At 58.9% G+C, this 19,072-nt stretch carries 14 protein-coding genes; 7 read left to right on the top strand and 7 right to left on the bottom strand.

Features of this window, described 5'->3' with window-relative positions; all coding sequences use genetic code 11:
- Nucleotides 1-44: 44 nt before the first annotated feature.
- A complete protein-coding gene (locus AV929_RS01300) occupies nucleotides 45-515 on the bottom strand; it encodes a VOC family protein (RefSeq protein ID WP_014030887.1) in 471 nt (156 codons plus the stop codon).
- Nucleotides 516-710: 195 nt separating this feature from the next.
- On the opposite strand from AV929_RS01300, the gene AV929_RS01295 reads away from it, so the two are divergent.
- From AV929_RS01295 to AV929_RS01275, 5 genes are all read left to right on the top strand, one after another.
- Nucleotides 711-3,560 (top strand): penicillin acylase family protein, encoded by a 2,850-nt coding sequence (locus tag AV929_RS01295; protein ID WP_064287158.1) that lies wholly within the window; start codon nucleotides 711-713, stop codon nucleotides 3,558-3,560.
- Between the two features lie 130 nt (nucleotides 3,561-3,690).
- Entirely contained in the window at nucleotides 3,691-4,938 is a 1,248-nt protein-coding gene (locus tag AV929_RS01290) for an ABC transporter substrate-binding protein (protein ID WP_064287157.1), read from the top strand.
- An 8-nt stretch (nucleotides 4,939-4,946) separates the two neighbouring features.
- Nucleotides 4,947-6,971 carry an ABC transporter permease gene (locus AV929_RS01285; protein ID WP_014030884.1) on the top strand — a complete coding sequence of 675 codons (2,025 nt, stop codon included), beginning with the start codon at nucleotides 4,947-4,949 and terminating at the stop codon, nucleotides 6,969-6,971.
- Nucleotides 6,964-7,728, top strand: a complete 765-nt coding sequence (locus AV929_RS01280; RefSeq protein ID WP_064287156.1) for an ABC transporter ATP-binding protein — start codon at nucleotides 6,964-6,966, stop codon at nucleotides 7,726-7,728. The genes AV929_RS01285 and AV929_RS01280 overlap by 8 nt, the downstream gene beginning before the upstream one ends.
- Nucleotides 7,725-8,447, top strand: coding sequence for an ABC transporter ATP-binding protein (locus AV929_RS01275; protein WP_014030882.1), 723 nt, complete (start codon nucleotides 7,725-7,727; stop codon nucleotides 8,445-8,447). Before AV929_RS01280 ends, AV929_RS01275 begins: the two co-directional genes overlap by 4 nt.
- A gap of 274 nt (nucleotides 8,448-8,721) precedes the next feature.
- Here AV929_RS01275 and AV929_RS01270 read toward each other — a convergent pair whose 3' ends face one another.
- Together AV929_RS01270 and AV929_RS01265 are read right to left on the bottom strand one after the other, a co-directional pair.
- Nucleotides 8,722-9,474 carry an IclR family transcriptional regulator gene (locus tag AV929_RS01270; protein ID WP_064287155.1) on the bottom strand — a complete coding sequence of 251 codons (753 nt, stop codon included), beginning with the start codon at nucleotides 9,472-9,474 and terminating at the stop codon, nucleotides 8,722-8,724.
- Between the two features lie 1,084 nt (nucleotides 9,475-10,558).
- A complete protein-coding gene (locus AV929_RS01265; protein WP_064287154.1) occupies nucleotides 10,559-11,689 on the bottom strand; it encodes an ABC transporter ATP-binding protein in 1,131 nt (376 codons plus the stop codon).
- A gap of 131 nt (nucleotides 11,690-11,820) precedes the next feature.
- Here AV929_RS01265 and AV929_RS01260 point away from each other — a divergent pair, with 131 nt between their 5' ends.
- Together AV929_RS01260 and AV929_RS01255 are read left to right on the top strand one after the other, a co-directional pair.
- Nucleotides 11,821-13,038, top strand: coding sequence for an aminotransferase class V-fold PLP-dependent enzyme (locus AV929_RS01260; RefSeq protein WP_050007469.1), 1,218 nt, complete (start codon nucleotides 11,821-11,823; stop codon nucleotides 13,036-13,038).
- Nucleotides 13,039-13,082: 44 nt separating this feature from the next.
- Entirely contained in the window at nucleotides 13,083-13,787 is a 705-nt protein-coding gene (locus AV929_RS01255) for a PIG-L deacetylase family protein (RefSeq protein WP_014030878.1), read from the top strand.
- Between the two features lie 39 nt (nucleotides 13,788-13,826).
- Here AV929_RS01255 and nagZ read toward each other — a convergent pair whose 3' ends face one another.
- The 4 genes from nagZ to AV929_RS01235 form a co-directional block, all read right to left on the bottom strand.
- Entirely contained in the window at nucleotides 13,827-15,374 is a 1,548-nt protein-coding gene (gene nagZ, locus AV929_RS01250; protein ID WP_196219966.1) for a beta-N-acetylhexosaminidase, read from the bottom strand.
- Between the two features lie 99 nt (nucleotides 15,375-15,473).
- Nucleotides 15,474-16,391: a carbohydrate ABC transporter permease gene (locus AV929_RS01245; protein WP_014030876.1), complete on the bottom strand. Its 918-nt coding sequence runs from the start codon at nucleotides 16,389-16,391 to the stop codon at nucleotides 15,474-15,476.
- Between the two features lies 1 nt (nucleotide 16,392).
- Nucleotides 16,393-17,253 (bottom strand): carbohydrate ABC transporter permease, encoded by an 861-nt coding sequence (locus AV929_RS01240; RefSeq protein ID WP_008308407.1) that lies wholly within the window; start codon nucleotides 17,251-17,253, stop codon nucleotides 16,393-16,395.
- Nucleotides 17,254-17,585: 332 nt separating this feature from the next.
- Nucleotides 17,586-18,953, bottom strand: coding sequence for an extracellular solute-binding protein (locus tag AV929_RS01235; protein WP_014030874.1), 1,368 nt, complete (start codon nucleotides 18,951-18,953; stop codon nucleotides 17,586-17,588).
- Nucleotides 18,954-19,072: the final 119 nt, after the last annotated feature.

Here is a 19,072-nt window from a genome sequence, read left to right as displayed (position 1 = left end):
GTTCCCGCTCGACTCCGTTTCCCGAGAGCGAACCGTTGCAGATATCAGCCATCGAGTCGGCTTCCATCGACGTAGAGCTTCTCGGCAGGCGGCCGCTCAGCGTCGTAGCTGTCGTGATACTCGAACAATTGAAAGAGCGCCCCGGTCGGGTTCGACGGTGGGACAAACGCCTCGGTCCAGTCCTGGTACTCGCGGTACTCGACGACGCTGTAGCCGTTGCGTTCCAGGACCGCTTTCATCGCGTCAATAGCAGCCACTTCGAGCGTGACGTGGTGGAGTCCCGGACCGTGGTCGTCGAGATACGACGTGAGGAACGTGTCCGGTGCCTCCGGAGCGATGAGTTCCAGCCGCGACGCCTCCCGACCGAAATCGTACTGCGCCCAGCGAAACCGCCCTTCGACGGACTCTTCGATGAGTTTCCGACAGCCGAGGGCGAACAGGAACGGTTCGGCGTCACTGATGTCCTCGACAGCGATTCCGATATGATCGACACGGATCGGCGTCTCCTGAGACATGGCGAGGACTGCGTCAGGCTCCCAATTATATGCTTGGGTCGGACGATAAGTGTCAATCTCGGTGGGAGGGTACCCGGCCCCTCCCTGCTATAGTCTATACTCCTGCACCACTGATACCGGACTCGAACAGACACACCCGACTCCGTCTGAAATGTTCCCAAATATTTATTAAATATCCAGACTGTCGACTACGGGATGCCAGCACAGCACCAGCAATCGCGGCGGCACCTCACACGACGAACGCTCCTGAAGACGGGCGCGGCGGTCACCGGCATGACCGGTATCGGAGCCGTGGAGACGGAGCTAGCGTACGCACAGGACGATGACGCGACGGTCACGATACGACGAGACGACTACGGCGTGCCACACGTCTACGCCCGCGACGCCGACAGCCGTGACCCGGTGTTCTATGGGTTCGGATACGCGACCGCGGCCGACCGGCTCTACCAGCTAGAACTGTACCGGCGGTACTATCACGGGACTGTCGCTGCGGTCCTCGGCTCGGGTGACGGGGACACCGACTGGGTCCAGTTCGATATCGAGGCGCGGCGCAACACCGCCGGCGAGCCGTCACTCGACGAGCAGGCCGCTGAGCAGTTGACGGCGGACCAGCGAGCGGTCCTGCAGGCGTTTACCGACGGCATCAACCGGTACATTACCGACGTCCGTGAGAGCGAGGAGCTGGAATTCCACCAGGCGTTTCAGGAGCACGGGTTCGAGCCCGAGGCGTTTACTACGGCGGACACCGCGGGGATGTTCGTCGCCAGTATGGCATATTTCAGCGGCTTCCAGCTGGAGACCCTCAGCGCGACTGTCCTTGACGCACTCACACAGGAAACAGGGAGCGAACAGCGTGCCACGGAGCTCTTCGAGGACCTGCAGTGGGGTAACGACCCCGGCTGCCCGACCTCGACAGTCCAGCCATCGGATGCCTACTCCCCTCCCTATACTGATGTCGGGGCAGGGTCGACACCCAACGTGACCGGGGGACAGGAGACAGACAGGGTGGCGCGCGGGGCAACCGGCGCGTCTGTGACGCCGAGCAACTTGGTCACCGGTGGTGACTACACGCCACCAACTGACGCCGACGGGATGCACGAGGCAGAGATGGAGCGGATGCGAACGCTTGCGTCCGGACTCGACAGTCTTGGCCTCCCGATTAAGTACGGCAGCAACGCCCTCGCTGTTCAGGGTGATATCACGGCCAGTGGCGATGCGCTACTGATGGGCGGGCCACAGATGGGGTTCAACACGCCCTCGATAATGTACGAGGCGAGCCTGCACGGGCCGGATTTCGACGTCACCGGTGTCACCGTTACCGGGTATCCGTTCATCATGTTCGGCCACAACCGCAACGGGGCACTGACCTCGACCGCCGGGATCGACAACTGCATCCAGATGTTCACGGAGTCGATCACCACCAACGCGTCGGGTCCGGACACGTACACCTTCCAGGGCGAGGAGTACGAGGTCGAAACAGCCGAGCAGACGATCACTGTCGCCGACGGCGAGGACGTGACGTACACGGAACGGTTCACACGCCATGGTGTCGTGACACAGTGGGACCCCGACAACGGGGAAGCGCTGGCGCAGACGAAGTCATACGCCGGCCGGCACATGAACTGCTGGCGGGCCTTCTACGAGTGTCAGTTCGCGACGGACGCCGAGGAGTTCCGGGAGTCAGCACAGCGCTGTGACTATGCACTGAACTTCATGTGGGCAGACAAGGACGGCGACATCGCGTATGTCCATCTGGGGCGGTATCCGGACAGCGAAGCAGTCGACTGGGACACTCGGTTGCCGGCCGACGGAACGCAGTACGAACTCACGTCGGCGGACTACCTGCGCGCGGCTGACGGTGACGTGCCCTACGCGATCAACCCCGCCCCGGGGTACTCGGCACAGTGGAACAACAAACCCGCACCGGACTGGAACAACGGCGACCTGAGCTATTCGTGGGCGACCGACCACCGCGTGCAGCGGATCATCAATCTGGTCGAACAGCGGTTAGTACAGGAGGGGACAGTCGATTATGAGTTCCTGAAGACCGTTATCTACGATATCTCCTTCACCGATCTGCGTTCGATTCGGTACAGAGAGCATCTGCTTGACGCGCTTTCGGACGCAGACCTCTCCGGCACCGAACAGCAAGCCCGCGACGAACTGGCTTCGTGGGACCACTTCGCCCAGGCCGACGGCGAAGACAACGAGGGACGCCACTCTGCCGGCTACACGATCTGGGATGCGACGTTCCCGTACATTCTGGAAGAGGTTTTCAGCGAGACGTTCGGGAGCGCATACGGACCGGCATCGTACTTCCTCGACTACGACTACGGGCGCGGCACCCTGATGCGGGTCCTCAACCCGGCGGAGACAGCACTGCCGACGCAGGCCGAGTACGCCGATGGAGATATCACGGACGCGCTGGTCAGGGCGTTCCGGACCGCAGTGAGCGAACTCGCCGAGCGATACGACGGCGACCCGGAGTCCTGGCGGCGTGAGGCAGCCCTGCACGAGTTCGACAACCTCGCGCTGTTCGGGATGCCTATCGGCGTCACGTCCGCGGGGAACACGGCGCTGATGAACCGTGGGACCGAGAATCACGTCGTCCGGCTCAGCGACGACCCGCAGGCAGAGAACATCCTCCCGCCCGGAAACGACGGCTACGTCGCTCCAGACGGCACTACCGGCGAACATTACGACGACCAGCTGGCGATGTTCGAGGACTTCGAGTACAAACAGTTGTTGTTCGCTGACGCCGCTATCGAGTCCGCAACGGCTGAAACCCGTGAGTTGACGCGGTCAGCAAGCCCGGCTGACGGTGCCACCGATGACACGCCGACGAGTGAGGGGACTGAGACAGACGAGAGTACTGTGGCCGGTGGGGCGACAACTCCTGCCGAGACAGAGAGCACGGTCACAGCGACGGAGACGAATACCGGGACTGCCGCCAGTGGTCCCGGCTTTACAGCACTGACTGGGGCGACCGCAGTGCTCGGGACTGCGTTGGCGTGGCTGTACAGACAGGACGACAACACCAGCTAGCCCCCACGGCGGTGGGGATCAAAAGCCGCGAGACGCGATAGTGGAGTTACCGAACGCGGCGAACAGCGCGAGACACGCCGACAGGGGGCAAGGCTTTAATACGATTTGCTTAACAATAGATAATGAACCTATGTCGAGCGAAGGTACCTCACCAGACAGTAGTGTGGGAATCGACCGTTCACGGAGACAGTTCATCGCCGCCGCTGGCGCGGTCGGCGCGCTTGGCCTCGCCGGCTGCCAAGGTGGATCAACAGGTGGCGAGGAGGCGGTGACCGTCGCGAGCCTGAATCCAATGACTGGCCCGTTCAGCTCTCTCGGGCCGGGCCAGCGTACTGGCGCTGAACTCGCTGTAACGGAGATAAACAACAACGACGACTACGACTTCGAGTTCGAGCTGGTGACGGGCGATACAGAGACTGAGGCCGGGGCCGCACAGTCCGAGGCCCAGCGTGTCGTTCAGGAAGAGGGGGCAGAGTTCGTGTTCGGTGCGATTTCAAGCTCCGTTGCGCTCGGGCTGAACGACTTTGCCGCGCAATCTGAGCATATCTACTTCCCAGGCGGCGCAGCGGTTCCGGTCACCGGGTCTGCCTGCAACGAATGGGTGTTCCGCTTTGAAACGAACACTGCACAGATCGCTGAGGCGATATCGGCGTATTCAGTCAACAATCTGGGGAACAACGTCTGGTTCCACTACGCGGACTACGCGTACGGCGACTCGGTGTACAACCGCACGAGCAGACGAATGGAGAGTGCCAGTGACGACTACACCGAGGTCGGGACATCAACGTCGGCGTTGGGTGCCAGCAACTACGGCTCGTTCATCACGCAGATCAGCAACTCCGACGCTGACGTGGTCGTGTTGGGGATGACCGGTGGTGATCTGGTGAACTTCACTAACCAGGCCGCAGATCAGGGCCTCACCGACCAGATGGCTGTTGTCGGTCCGACCCAGACGTTCCAGAGCGTCCGTGCCGGGACCGGGTCGAACAGCGTCGGCACCTTCGGCGGCGCTCGGTATGACCCCTCGCTCGAGACCGGGGACAATCAGGCATTCGTCGAGGCCTACGCCAGCGAGAACGACAGAGAGCCCGGCAACTTCGCCCGCGTCGGCTACGACTCGATACGGCTGATGGCCAAAGGAATGAACGAAGCCGGGAGCACCGAACCGGGGGATGTCCGGGACGCCCTCGAAGGAGGCACGTTCACGACAGTGCTGGGGGACATCACGCTTCGGGAGAGCGATCACCAGGCCACCAATCCGACGTGGATGGCCGAACTCGTCGAAGGCGATAGTGGTTCAGCGGATGTCGAACTCCTCGAGCAGGTCCCGGGTTCGGAGACGCTGCCACCAGCCAGTGACCTCGGCTGTGAGATGTAGGTAGCACAATGGTTGCTGCCGACTTCATCGAACAACTGCTGAATGGCCTCACCCTGGGGATGGTTTACGTCCTGCTAGCCGCCGGCCTATCGGTCATTTTCGGCGTGATGGACGTGATCAACTTCTCCCATGGCGAACTGTTCGCACTCGGTGCGTATTTCTCCCTCAGCATCATCGCGCCGTTCGGCGCGGGGACTGGGTTCTGGATCGCGATAGTGGTTGCACCGGTCGCCGTCGGCCTCATCGGTGCCGCTATCGAGCGAACGACTGTCCGACCGCTGTACGGTCGAGACCCGTTATATCACATTCTCCTGACGTTCGGGCTCGTGCTCGTGATCAACGACGGTATCCGTCTTATCTGGGGGACACAGCAACGACAGCTAGCTGTCCCGGAGTATCTGAGTCGGCCAGTGTCCATACTGGGCGTCCAGGTGTCCGTGTACAATTACTTCATGATCGTCTTTGCGGCGCTGCTCGCGGTAGTGACGTGGTACCTGCTGAACCGGACGAAGTACGGGATGATCATTCGTGCCGGATCGCAGGACCGCGAAATGGTCCGAAACGTCGGTATCGACATCGACCAGTACTACACGCTGGTCTTCGGTGTCGGTGCGGCGCTCGCTGCCGTCGCCGGGATCGTCCTCGGCGGCTACCAGAACGTGAACACCGGCATGGGGAACAGCGTCATCATCCCGGCGTTCGTTGTCGTCGTCCTCGGCGGCCTCGGTAGCTTCAGGGGTGCCGTCTTCGGCGGGTTGCTCGTCGGTGTCGTCCAGACGCTGATGCGGGCCTACAGTGGGTCTGTCGTGGCAACGGTCGGCGATGTCACGCTGAGCGTTCCCAATCTCGAGGGGTTGACTGTGTACCTGCTCATGATCGCCGTGTTGCTCGTGAAACCGCAAGGACTGTTCGGAACGCGAGGTGACGAGTCGGAAAGCGAGGGCGAGATCCTCGTCGGGGGGTACGGCGGGGTACTGGCGGACAGCACACGGGTACGGCTCGGCGGTATCGCCGTTGTCGCGCTCGCGCTCGCCCCACTCGCGATTCTGTTCATGGGCGACCAGTACTACCTCGTCGTTCTCAACGAGATCCTGATCTGGGCTATCTTCGCACTGAGTCTCGATATCGTGATGGGCTATGCCGGCCTGGTCCCCCTGGGCCACACGATGTTCTACGGCGTCGGTGCGTACACCGCCGCGCTCGTCATGTTGCACTATTCGCAGTCGGTTTTCGTCGTGTTGCTCGGGGCGATTCTCATCTGTGCTGTCCTAGCTTGGATCGTCGGCAGCCTCTCGATTCGGGTCTCCGGCGTGTACTTCGCCATGATCACGCTGGCGTTCGCGGAACTGCTCTACAGCGCTGTGTTCAAGTTCGACTTTACCGGCGGGAGCGACGGCCTGCTCGGCTTCGAAGCGTTCCTCGGATTCGGTACTGTCGGGGCGTCGCTCTCGAACATCGAGTTCGGGCTCCTCGGCTACGAACTCGGACAGCAGTTCGTGTTCTACTATCTCGCCTTGCTCATCGCCCTGCTGTCGTTCCTGTTCGCTCGGCGCATGATGAACGCGCCGTTTGGCAGTGTCCTGCAGTCGATTCGGGAAAGCGAGGAGCGAGCGGAGTTCATCGGCTATGACGTCAACAGATACAAGCGCCGGGCGTTTGTCATCAGCGGCGGAATGGCTGGACTGGCTGGCGGCCTCCTCGCAATCAGTCCGTCGACAGTCATCATTTCACCGGACCAGACCCTCAACTGGATCCACTCTGGTGAAGTCATCGTCATTGCGCTGTTTGGCGGAATGGGGACACTGTACGGTCCCATGATCGGCTCCGGTGTCTTCTTCGGTGCCGAGGAGTTCCTCTCGTCGTACACCGACCAGTGGCGGCTTATCATCGGGACGATGTTTATCCTGTTCGTGCTGTTCGTCCCACGCGGTATCGTATCGATTCCGTCTCTCGTCGCACAACGGCTGGAGACGGCCAACAACGCGGACGGTCCTGTCGACATGGATGAGCCGGAAGTGAGAAGCGATGACTGAGACTGTACTCGAAACGGACGGACTGACGAAGCGGTTCGGCAAGCTCACCGCCGTTGACGACGTGTCGCTGTCGGTTGCGGACGGTGAGTTCAGGAGCGTTATCGGGCCAAACGGGGCCGGGAAGACAACGACGTTTAATCTCATCACTGGCGCACTATCGCCGTCAGCGGGTGTCGTGCGGTTCAAAGGTGAGGACATCACTGACGTCGCGCCACACGAACGGGTTGGCCGCGGACTGGGCCGCTCGTTCCAGATTACGAACGTTTTCGGCGGTCTCACCGTTCGAGAAAACGTGCGGCTGGCAGCACAGTCCGTCCACAGTGACGAGATCAATCCCAGCGAAGCGCTGTTCCGTGACAAGAACGGCTTCGACGAGATCACGGAGCAAACCGGGACGGTGCTGGAACAGATCGGGCTCCAAGACAGGGCTGACGAGCACGCGGAGGCCCTGGCGTACGGCGATCAGCGACGACTCGAACTGGGGCTCGTGCTGGCGACAGACCCCGCCCTCGTCATGCTCGACGAACCGACCGCCGGAATGAGTAGCGAGGAAACACAGGCCACGATGGACCTCATCGATGAGGTCCTCTCGGATCGGTCGTTGATGCTCATCGAACACGATATCGACCTCGTGATGCGTGTCTCGGACCGGATTACTGTCCTTACTCGCGGCGAAGAACTCGCAAGCGGGACACCCAACGAGATCGCAAACAACGAAGACGTCCGCGATGCGTACCTCGGTGGTGTCCGAGAGTGACTGACCCGCTCCTCTCTCTCGAAGATGTCCGGGCCGGGTACGGGATGACCGAGGTGCTACAGGGCGTCTCGATGGATGTCGAACGCGGAAGCGTTGTGTCGCTGGTCGGGCGCAACGGCGTCGGCAAGACGACGACGCTACGGTCGATTGTCGGTAACATCACCCCGACTGGTGGGTCAATAACGTTCAACGGCGAGGACATCACGACACGCAACTCCGAGGCGACGATCCGGAGCGGCATCGGGTTCGTTCCCGAAGAGCGACGGATCTTCCCCGAGTTGACCGTCCGAGAGAACATCAGAATGGGTGAAATCGGTGCCGAGTCGCCTGATGGGCCGTCAGTCGACGACGTACTGGATATGTTCGAGAACCTCGCGGAGCGAGAACACAAGGACGGGTCGGTCCTTTCCGGTGGCGAACAGCAGATGCTCGCGGTCGGCCGCGCCCTGACTGCCGACCCGGATCTGTTGTTGCTTGACGAACCGACGGAAGGGCTCGCACCCTATGTCGTCCGGCAGATAGAGGACCTGATCCTCGAACTGAACGAACAGGGTATCACGGTGCTGGTCGTCGAGCAGAACATCCCGGTCGCACTGGCGGTCTCGGAGTACACGTACATCCTCGAAAAGGGCGAGATCGTCCACGAGGGGACTGCGGCGGAGATCCAGAACAACGAGGACGTACTCGACAGACACCTCGGCGTCGGTGTCACTGACTGACTATGGCGACAATCGCCGGGCACGACCCGATCCCCGGTCACTAGCCGTATAGCGCAGGGCCCCGTTCGAGACGGGGCTTACCGACCATAGTTCGAGCCCCATGCACCGAGCGGTAACGACCACTAGAGTGCCAACACATCAAGAGTGTCAACATGTAACACGGAAAGTTCTATTCTATTGAATCGGCTTCTATCGTGCTATAGCGTTGTTCCGAAGGGATTCGAACGGTCTCACAGGTGTCTTGCCCAGATCAGTGGTGTTCGAGTCAGTAGAACTACTGATACGAGAGATTCACCTGTAGCTCGCCGGAGATCCCACGGATAAGGTCGGTCAGTTCGTTTTCGATGCGTTCGGAGTCCAGCCGGTTCGCTGGTCCCGACACGCTGATGGCACCGTACGTGTTGCCGGCGTTGTCTACCAGCGGGGCACCGACGCCGGCCACGCCTTCGAGGAACTGGTCGATGCCGTAGGCGACGCCGCGGTCCTGAATCTCGTCGAGTTCTGCTTCGAGTTCCTGCCGATCCCGACCGTCGGGGAGAGGGTAGTCGTAGCTTTCGAGGATTGTCTCCCGCCGGTGTTCCGGCAACACTGAGAGGATTGCCATGCCACCAGCGAGCCTGTACAGTTCGGTGTACTGGCCGATCTGTGAGTTTGTCTGAATCGCCCGACTGCCGAGCGCTTTGGCCAGGAAGACCGCCTTTCCGTTCTCTTCGACGATCCACCACGCTTTCTCGTCGGTTTCGTCGGCTATCTCGTTCAGTTTCGGGGCGACCTCCTGGTACATTTCCTGTCGCTCGCGGACTTTCATCCCGATATCCAGAAACCGCAAGCTCAGCCGATACGCCTTGTTCTGGTCCTGGACGACGTAGCCTCGGCTCTGGAGTGTCGAGAGATGAACGTGGACTGTGCTCTTGGGCATCTCCACTCGCTCTGCCACCTCAGTGACGCCGAGTGCCTGTTCCGTTTTCAGTGCTTCAATAATGTCCAGCACCCTCCCGGCGGACTCTATCGGGCCTTGTCCTGTCATACGCGTATATTCGGCTAACTGTTTATAAAATTATTCAACAAGATTGAATCATGTGCCCGGGGACTGTGCTATCAGGTGTATTCCCAGTGGCGTCGCGACGACTGAACCATGATATACTACCCAAAACTCGGCAATCCAGTGACTCTCCTAAATTCCGTCCGTCCGTTTACGTACCTACTGACCACTGTATTGCCACTGAGAAACGGAGTAAGGCGGCGTCGTCCCGGTGCTCTAATTCCGGCCGATGCAGATGTCGGACGTGGCACTTGCTGTACACCAGGATGTTCAATCAGCTTGAACTCGGCCGCAGCATACGAAATACAAATGAGAATATAGCGAGGATAGCAGCGTTACCGGGACTAGTCCTGTCACGGTCTCACAGTCCGTTTCGATTCGCCCTGTTCGTGCTCAGCACTCTCCTTGCACAACCGCAATCGCTTCTCGTATCGCCTCGATACTGGTCTGCACTCCAACGCCGACACTATCACCTACGGTCGGTAACTCTCAGGCTGATTCTGAATCAGATAATAGATGTACGCCTGTTATCCTATGGCTGTATCTCTGAGGTATGTGCGCTCCAGAGCGCAGTGCAACCATCCGGCCTACAGTGAGGGTTGTTCACAGGTATTGAATCTCAGTCAGGGTTGCATCTGTCTCCCCTCTGCTCCCGACGTCTAGTGAGACGTGTAGAGCAGTCGACCACTCCGATAATATTTGTATGCCTGTTATCTGAAGGCCATGCAGATGTCGTATTACGAAACACAGTGCCGTTGCGGTACTGACCCCTCACAACGACAACAGTTCATATCGCAAGTGACTGCGCCTCGCTGGTGACTGCGTGAATGAATTTCATATTACGAAACTAACTCCCACACCCGCTCGCAGAGCGGAAATATTGAATACTGAGCAAGCACGTCTCAGACCATCTCGTCAGCAACCCCTGCTCACAGAGCCGTCAAAATGGGTCGGTTCCGCGCTGGTCCTCCCAGTGGCTCCTTTGGTATTCTTCCGGCCGTCACTGCCACTGGTACCCTTCTCGGGTATTCTCAAGCCACGTTCTATCGGGCGTCGCGGAATGAGAAAATCAGGCTGCAACCGGATTCTCTTCGTCGATTTCCGTTTCACTGTTCTTGATCGCAGTGCCGGAGTCCGCATCAAACAGATGGATGACCTCCTCTGGGAACTGCAATCCGACCGTGACGCCATTCCCGAGGTTTGCTCCATCCTCGACGGTGACCGTATACTGCTGCCCGTCGATAGTCACGTACACATGAAACAGGTCCCCAAGTGGCTCGACGACGTCGACGGTCGCGGTAACGGTCTGCTCCGGGCCAGTTGCGGTGCTGAGCTGAATATCTTCAGGCCGGACACCGACGATGACTTCCTCGTACCCGTCGAGCTGGGCGGCGGTTTCAGCGGACAGCTCGTAGGTAAACTCCTGGTGCACTAGCGACCCGTCCTCGACAGCGGCAGGAATGAAGTTCATCGAGGGCGACCCGATGAACCCTGCGACAAACCGATTGGCTGGACGGTGATAACACTCCAGTGGCGTTCCAACCTGCTGTAACACGCCATCGTCCAGAATAGCGATCCGGTCGCCCATCGTCATTGCCTCCGTCTGGTCGTGAGTAACGTAGATCGTTGTCACGTCGAGTTCGTTCTGGAGGCTCTTTAGCTCGGTCCGCATTTTCGTCCGGAGCTTGGCATCCAGATTGCTCAGTGGCTCGTCCATCAAGAACACTGCTGGGTCTCGAACGATTGCTCTCCCGAGCGCCACCCGCTGTTGCTGGCCTCCAGATAGCTCCTTTGGCGGATCATCAAGCAAGTCCTCGATGCCCATCATCTCGGCTGTCTCGGTTACACGCTGTTCAATCGTTTCTGTATCTAGATCCGTCGTCATCTTCAACCCGAACGACATGTTCTCCTCCGCAGTCATATGTGGATAGAGCGCGTAGTTCTGAAAGACCATCGCGATATCGCGGTCACGGGGCTCGGTGCCGATGACAGACTCGTCTCCGATCAGAATATCACCCTCAGTCACCGTCTCAAGCCCGGCGACCATCCGCAAGGTTGTCGATTTTCCACAGCCGGATGGGCCGACCAGTACCAGAAACTCGCCGTCGTTTAGCGACATATTCACCGTATCGACAGCGACAACCTCGTCGCTCCCGTCGGAGAACGTCTTGACAAGGTTATCGAGCTCTAACTGTGCCATGCGATACCTGTTATTGTTCCACAGAGATATATAATAGTTTGTGTTTTTCGATTATAGATGGGAATCTTTCATATACCTGGAGCGGGTTTGAGTTCGTATACGGGACTAGCGGTAGTGAAAAGAGCACAACTATGGTTCCATTCACAACAGAGTCAGAGTCGGTGTATCGTCAGTTGGGTGTCACGCCGGTCGTCAATGCAGCGGGCACAAAAACGCGGATTGGCGGCAGCCTCATTCGAGAGGAAGCCGCGGACGCCATGCGCGCTGCTGCCGACGAATTCGTTCAGCTGAGTGATCTAGAGGCAAAGGCTTCCGAACAGATCGCTGAAATCGCCGGGTCGGAAGCCGGATACGTTTCGCCGGGTGCTGAGGCCGGCCTGTTGTTGGCCGCGGCTGCCGCAATCGCGGGGGACGACCCGGAGACCATGTCGGAGTTACCCCATCCGACAGACGCACCAAACGACATCGTGATGCCCCGGACTCACCGGACGGGGTACGACCACGCACTGCGAGCGGCTGGCGCAAACATCGTCGATGTCGGGACAAACGATTACCATCTCGGCACTGGCGCAACAAACGTGGAACCCTGGGAGATCGAAAGCGCCATCGACGAAAACACTGCCGGGGTCGCGTACGTCCAGAAAACATACACACAGCCGGACCTCTCGACTGTCTCGGAGATCGCACACCGACACGATGTTCCCGTGATTGTCGACGCTGCCGCCGAGGTGCCGCCCATTGAGAACCTCTCTCGTTTCGTCGAGCAGGGAGCGGACATGGTGGTGTTCAGCGGTGGCAAAGGAATCCGGGGCCCACAGACGACGGGTATCATCGCCGGCAAACGTCAGTATATCCGTTCAATCGCTGTGCAGCACCAGGATATGCACGTCGACCGCCGGGTTTGGAACCCACCCAGCTCGCTTATCGATACGGAACGGTTCGATGGGGTTCCCAGACAGGGAATCGGACGGTCGCTCAAGGTCGGCAAGGAGGAACTTGTCGGCCTCATTCGCGCGCTAGAACTATTCATCGAAGAGGATCAGGAAGCGCTTGTCGCCGAGTGGGAGAACCTCGCCGAAAACATGGCGAGCCAACTTGAGGCAGCGGGCGTAGAGACCACAGTTGTTGCTGGTGGTGAGCAGAGTGTTGCTCCACGGATCATTGTGGATATAACTCACTCCCAATCGACTCTTTCGGCAGCCGCGTTGGTGTCAGAACTGCAGCGCGAGGACCCGCGCGTGTATGTCGGCGAGGACCGCATCGACGAGGGCGAGATTGTTCTCAACCCGATGTGTCTCGACGAAGACGGTGCTGCGTACGTCGTCGACCGCCTGCTCACACATCTGTAACAGAGAAAAGATATAAATAATAACTTACAATACCATAGCATAGTATGGACGTCCTCGTAGTAGTTGCCCACCCAGACGACGCAGATGTCTTCTGTGGCGGTACGATAGCAAAGCACGCTGAACGCGGTGACGAGGTCAGTATCGTACACATGACTCGGGGAGAGTACGGCGGGCTGCGAACGGACTCACAGGAAGCCGTCGGGAGAGTCCGCGAACAGGAGGCCCGCGCCTCGGGGGCAGTGTTAGGCGCGTCGGAAGTCGCGTTCCTCGAGTTCAAAGACGGGCGGATCACTTACTCCCTGGAGAACCGTGTAGAGATGGTGGATGTAATCCGGGAGTACGACCCGGACATCATCCTCACGCACTACAAAGACGATCTGCATCCAGACCACCGAGCGACGTCACGTTTAGTTACGGACGCGTACTACATGGCTTCGCTCCCCCTCGTTGAGACGGATTTCGAACCCTGTGATCCGGACAACATCTACTACTTCGGCAAGCCGACATCGGAGTTTACCCCCTCCATGTTCATCGATATCGATGGGTACCTGGAACAGAAGGTCACAGCGATCAAGAAACACGAGTCTCAGGTAGAGTTCCTCGTCGAGCACGGCGGCATCGACGCCGAGTTCGACAACCTCATCGACGGACTTCGCGCCGAGAATCTCGTGTTCGGGAAACAGGCCGGGGCCCGCAGTGCGGAGGGGTTCGTCCCGCTGCACGAGTCCGCACAGGAGTTTCTCGGATAAGGTCGCTGGCGTTTCACGAGCACTGTCGTTGAAGCGACCTCAGTCGGGAATCGTGACCGGAAGCGTCCCCGTTGGGTCGACTGTCCCTGCCAGTGTTTTCGCCGCTGCCTGAATCGCACCTGGTGAGTAGCCGTAGGTCGTCAAAAACGTGGCCGCATCTGGACAGACAGAGAGGTCGTATGGGTTCCGTACGGCAAGGACTGCCAGCTGGTCGTGGTGCGCAATGAGCGTCCGGAGCGTCGCTGCCTGTGACTCGTTTGCCAGGGCATCGTAACTGACAGCGACAATCTGCTCGTTCTCTGGCGCTATCTCGACAGTCTCACCGGTCGCCACTGTATGTGTCGTGATTTCAAACCCGACCTCGCTGAGCGCAGCAGAGACCGCCTCTGGGTCGTAGCGCTCGTCCTCGGCGGGCGACCCCCGCGTTCCGGTAAAGCTGACCACATGCAGGTGACGCGACGTATCGAACGGCACTGTCTCGCTGTCGTCCCTGACGAGTGTTACCCCACAGTTTGCGATTTCAGTTGCAAGCTGTTTCGATTCGGGCGCACAGCGATTCCATTCCGGCTTTTCGGCAGTCTCAGATGCACCCATCCGTTGCTGTTTACAACGCCGGATGCGCTGCAGCGACCGGTCGATTCGCTCCTCGGTAAGCCGTCCCGTTCGGACGGCGGTAAGCACGGCCTCAATCGCTGCACGCTGTCGCTCGAACGTATGTGAAACAGTGACGATATCACACCCGGCCTCGATTGCACGGACAGCCCCTTCGGCGGGACCGACGCCTTCGGCAATCGCGTCCATCTCGAGACAGTCCGTGACGAGTAACCCATCAAACCCCAATTGCTTTCGAAGCAGTGCTGTCTGGACTGCCGACGATATCGTCGCTGGCAGTTCCGCGTCGCCTGTTATCGCCGGAAAGGCAACGTGTGTGGTCATGATCGCGTCGATACCGCTCTGTATCGCCGCTTCGAACGGTGCGAACTCCACGCGTTCCAGTCGGGACCGCTCGTGGGCGACCACCGGCAGGTCGAGATGTGAATCGACTGCCGTGTCGCCATGACCGGGGAAATGCTTCCCACAGGCCGCGACAGCCACGGACTGGAGGCCCTGGGCCATGGCTGCGCCCAGCGCGGCCACGCGCTCGGGATTTTCACCGAAGGATCTGACACCGATTACGGGGTTGTCCGGGTTGTTGTTGACGTCGAGGACTGGCGCGAGGTTCAGATTGATCCCGAGGCTCCGTAGCTCCCGTCCGACGGTCGCACCTGCTTTCCGAGCCATCGCTTCGTCATCGCAGGCCCCAATGAGCATCTGACTCGGCAGTTGCGTGCCCCAGTTGAGGCGTGAGACGACGCCGCCCTCCTGGTCGGTGGCGACGAACAGTGGGAGGCCAGCGCCGACTGCTGTGGCTTCTGACTGCAACTCCGCCGAGAGGGCTGCCACCTGCGCCGGCGACGTAATATTTCGGGTGAAATAAATGATGTTGCCGAGGTTGTACTCACGAATCAGTTCCCGTATCCCAGCAGTCGGTTCGGTGCCATCAAAGCCAGCCATGAATAACTGGCCGACTTTCTGTGCTAATGGCATACTCGCCACCGTCTGAGTCTGCATATAACAACATCCGACGTGCTGGGGATATAAAACTACGTTTGGAATCGCGAACCGCCACAACACTGGAGCCGAAGATTACTGCTTGACACTCCCGGACGTCAGCCCGGAAACGATCTGCCGCTGGAACACGACGAAGATTGCGAGCAGTGGCACAGCGGCGAGGGTCGAGGCAGCCATCATCTGACCCCACATCGTCTGATCCTGCTGCTGGAAGTTCTGAATCCCAATTGAGAACGGCGTCACGTTATCGGTCGCAAGGACTGACGCGAACAGCACCTCATTGAATGCGAGCAGGAACACGAACATCCCAGTCGCGGCCAGGCCCGGTGCTGCAAGCGGCATCACGACGCGGAACAGGGCCTGTGTCCGCGTACAGCCATCGATTCGCGCGGCTTCCTCCAGCGCGGTCGGTATCGTGTCGAAGTACCCACGAAGCATCCAGATGGTGAACGGGACGGTAAACGTCGTATAGAGGAATATCATTCCATGGTACGTGTCTTTCATCGGAACGTTCGCCGACTGGTCCATGACGATGAACAACAGAAACATCGGGATGAGGATGAGTACTCCGGGGATCATCTGCGTTGCGAGTGCTCCCATCTCGAATTTCTCCTTGCCAGGGAACTCATATCGCGACAACGAGTAGGCAGCCAGTCCACCGATGAGCAGCGAAAGAACTGTTGTCACGCTCGAAATGACCAGGCTGTTAACGTAGTAGTCGACGAGCGGGAACCGCTGGAACATCAGGAAGTAGTTCTGGACATAGGGGTCCGCCGGAATTATGTCAAGCCCGAGTTGCAGCACTTCATCGCGGGTTTTGAACGACGTCGTGAACATCATCCAGACGGGGAATATCGCGAATATGAGAACAAGGATGAGCACGGAGCGCCAGAGCAGTTGGTACACGAGCTCTTTACCATCGGCAGTCAGCCGCATTTCGTCGGGCACCATCGTACTTTCTGACCCGACAGCAGCCATGAGCGAACTGAGCATCTCAGATAGCCCCTCCGTCGTAGCTAGACGCCACAACGCGCTTGTAATAGACGTATGCGATGGTCATAGAGAACAGGAACAGCATCGCGCTGAGCGCGGACCCGATCCCGTACGCACTCTGTTTGAAGCCAAAGGAGTAGATGAGCAACATCAGAACGTTCCCCGATTCGCTCGGTGACCCTCCCAGCAAAATATACGGGACGGGGAAGTTGATGAAGGTCCAGAGGATCAACAGCAGCAGAATGACGGCAGAGACAGGCTTCAACTGTGGCAGCGTCACGTACCGCAGCTTCCCCCATCGGCCGGCCCCGTCTATCTCTGCAGCCTCGTACAATTGCTCCGGTACCGACTGCAGTCCGGCGTACAACATGATCGCCGCATACGGGAAGTTCCGCCAGACGTTCGCGATGATTATCGCGTACAGTGAGTTTGGACCCAGCAGCCAGAACAGGGACCCCTCGATGAGTCCGGCCTGCCGGAGTAACGCGTTGATGACTCCAGTATCGCTCCGGAACATCATCCGCCAGGTGAGAAGCGTGACGACAACCGGTGTCACGTACGGAATCAGAATCACGGTCCTCGCGACAAGCTTCCCCCGGAATTGCTTATCGAGGGTGAGTGCGGTGACGAGCCCGAGAACGTACGTCCCTACGACCGAGCCAACCGTGTACAGAATGGTGACTTTGAGCGAGTTCCAGAACTGTGCGCCATAGATCGTATCCTTCTGGAAGACCTTCGCGAAGTGGTCAAGCCCGACGAACGTCTCTGGGCGGAACCAGTCAGTGTATCTGAGCGACGGGAACTCGTAGAAGCTCATAACGAACCCGAGGATGACTGGAATCCCGTGGACGAGAAGCATCATTGCCAGAGCCGGGGCAATGAGCTTGAGTCCGAAGCGCTGGCTTGCAGGTAACGAGCTAACGTATGGGATATGAACCGCTGGGAGTCGACGTCTGACTCGCTGGTACGCGGACAGGAGCATACACAATCGATTATTATGCAATGTATTTAACCGTTCTGCACGACGCTAGAGTGACACGGTCCCGACACAAAGCTATAGTAGCCATTGAAAATCAATGCACACCTGATCGCACTGCCGTCGTGCGATCAGTGTGTACATCGTTTCAATTGTTACTATAGTAGCTATTCGACCGGACAAGCACAGAACCACACTGAAACGCCTGTTTTCCGAGGTTATCCTTGAAGCGCGTTTTCTGCCTGCATCGCAGCCTGTTGGAGTGCCTTCTCGGTATCGCCTTCGGACCAGGAGTCCGTTGCTGCCTTCGTGAGTACCTTCGTGACAGCCCCCTTGATCGCTCCGGAGACATCACCCCAGCCCACGACTTGCGGCGCTGTCTTGGCGTTTGTGTTGTTCAGAACGTCTTCACTGAAGGACTGATACAGCTCACCCTGGAAGGCGTCTTGCTCGAAGCTACTCTTGATCGTCGGCAAGAAGCCAGAGCCCTTCGCGAGTTCTGCGTTGACCTCCGGCTGCATCAGATACTCGATGAACGTCGCGGCTTCGCTCTTCTTCTTCGTCCAGGGATGGATGCCCATGAGGTTCACTCCGAAGAAGGTCGACGACTCTCCCCGGGGACCGGCCGGCGGCTTGCCGACGCCGAGTTCGGCGTCAATATCGTTTGCTACTCTGAGCCCCTGCCACGTCGAGGCTATCCGTTTGCTGCTAAACGCGTTGTTCCGTGCAACGCCGTTCCACTCGACTGACGCCTGTGGGGACGCCTTGTGCGTCGTCGACAGGTCCTTGTAGAAATTCAGCGCCTCCACCGCCGCGTCACTGTCGAATGTCGGCTTGGACCCGTCGATCACGCTCCCGCCGTTTTGCCAGATGAGCATCATATAGTACTGGACGACTGCCCAGTTGTTCGCCCCCGGAATGCCGAACAGGTATCTCGTGTTGTAGCCTTCCTGTTCCCACTTTTCGGCCTGCGTGTTGTACTTCGACGCATCATTCGCGAGTTCGTCCCAGGTCGACGGAGGGCCATCGATACCGGCTTCCTCGAACAGCGATTTATAATAAATGTGTCCGCGGGGTCCCCAGAACCAGGGGAACCCAGCCCGGACGCCGTCGAATTTACCGATCTGAAGCGGTGACTCGTAGATATTGTCTGTCGGCATCGAGACGCCGGCTTCTTCGAGGTCCATCCAGCCGTCGGAATTGACCTGTTGTGGCATCCACGTCGATGCGATCTCTTCGACGTCCGGACCGGTCCGGGTGGAGATACTGTTGTTTTGCTTCTTCCGAGCGACGCCCCAGCCCATCGTCTCGAAATCCACGCTGATCCCGTGTTCTTTCTTCAGTATGGGATTGTGCTTCTCGTAGAACGTCTCAATGTGGTCATTGACGAAGTGACGGACTGTGAGGGTGGTTATATCATTCGATTGCTCCCCGGTGCTCGCGCCAGAGTCGCCGTCCCCGCCATCCCCGGAGGTACTCTCTGAACTTTCGTTGCCGCCACAGCCCGCGAGCAGCGTGACTGTTGCCGCTCCGGCGCTTTTGATGAAGCGACGTCGCTTGCCACTCCGCAAACTACTGTCTGACATATGCTATCACCAACGACCCATGTAGTATATATAATTAATTGTTTAGGATATTCTTCGTAACACTGTGTTCCTGTGGGCTATCACAAATACCTATCGTATGGTTTTATAATACACTGCCA

The organism is Haloarcula sp. K1, from assembly GCF_001647155.1.
Lineage (GTDB): Archaea > Halobacteriota > Halobacteria > Halobacteriales > Haloarculaceae > Haloarcula > Haloarcula hispanica.
This window is presented reverse-complemented; position numbering and strand designations above follow the sequence as displayed.

Excerpts from the sequence above, each read along its gene's own strand:
- AV929_RS01300 (WP_014030887.1), bottom strand. The coding sequence starts at position 515 with ATGTCTCAGGAGACGCCGATCCGTGTCGATCATATCGGAATCGCTGTC.
- AV929_RS01295 (WP_064287158.1), top strand. The coding sequence starts at position 711 with ATGCCAGCACAGCACCAGCAATCGCGGCGGCACCTCACACGACGAACG.
- AV929_RS01290 (WP_064287157.1), top strand. The coding sequence starts at position 3,691 with ATGTCGAGCGAAGGTACCTCACCAGACAGTAGTGTGGGAATCGACCGT.
- AV929_RS01285 (WP_014030884.1), top strand. The coding sequence starts at position 4,947 with ATGGTTGCTGCCGACTTCATCGAACAACTGCTGAATGGCCTCACCCTG.
- AV929_RS01280 (WP_064287156.1), top strand. The coding sequence starts at position 6,964 with ATGACTGAGACTGTACTCGAAACGGACGGACTGACGAAGCGGTTCGGC.
- AV929_RS01270 (WP_064287155.1), bottom strand. The coding sequence starts at position 9,474 with ATGACAGGACAAGGCCCGATAGAGTCCGCCGGGAGGGTGCTGGACATT.
- AV929_RS01265 (WP_064287154.1), bottom strand. The coding sequence starts at position 11,689 with ATGGCACAGTTAGAGCTCGATAACCTTGTCAAGACGTTCTCCGACGGG.
- AV929_RS01260 (WP_050007469.1), top strand. The coding sequence starts at position 11,821 with ATGGTTCCATTCACAACAGAGTCAGAGTCGGTGTATCGTCAGTTGGGT.
- AV929_RS01255 (WP_014030878.1), top strand. The coding sequence starts at position 13,083 with ATGGACGTCCTCGTAGTAGTTGCCCACCCAGACGACGCAGATGTCTTC.
- nagZ (WP_196219966.1), bottom strand. The coding sequence starts at position 15,374 with ATGCCATTAGCACAGAAAGTCGGCCAGTTATTCATGGCTGGCTTTGAT.
- AV929_RS01245 (WP_014030876.1), bottom strand. The coding sequence starts at position 16,391 with ATGCTCAGTTCGCTCATGGCTGCTGTCGGGTCAGAAAGTACGATGGTG.
- AV929_RS01240 (WP_008308407.1), bottom strand. The coding sequence starts at position 17,253 with ATGATGCTTCTCGTCCACGGGATTCCAGTCATCCTCGGGTTCGTTATG.
- AV929_RS01235 (WP_014030874.1), bottom strand. The coding sequence starts at position 18,953 with ATGTCAGACAGTAGTTTGCGGAGTGGCAAGCGACGTCGCTTCATCAAA.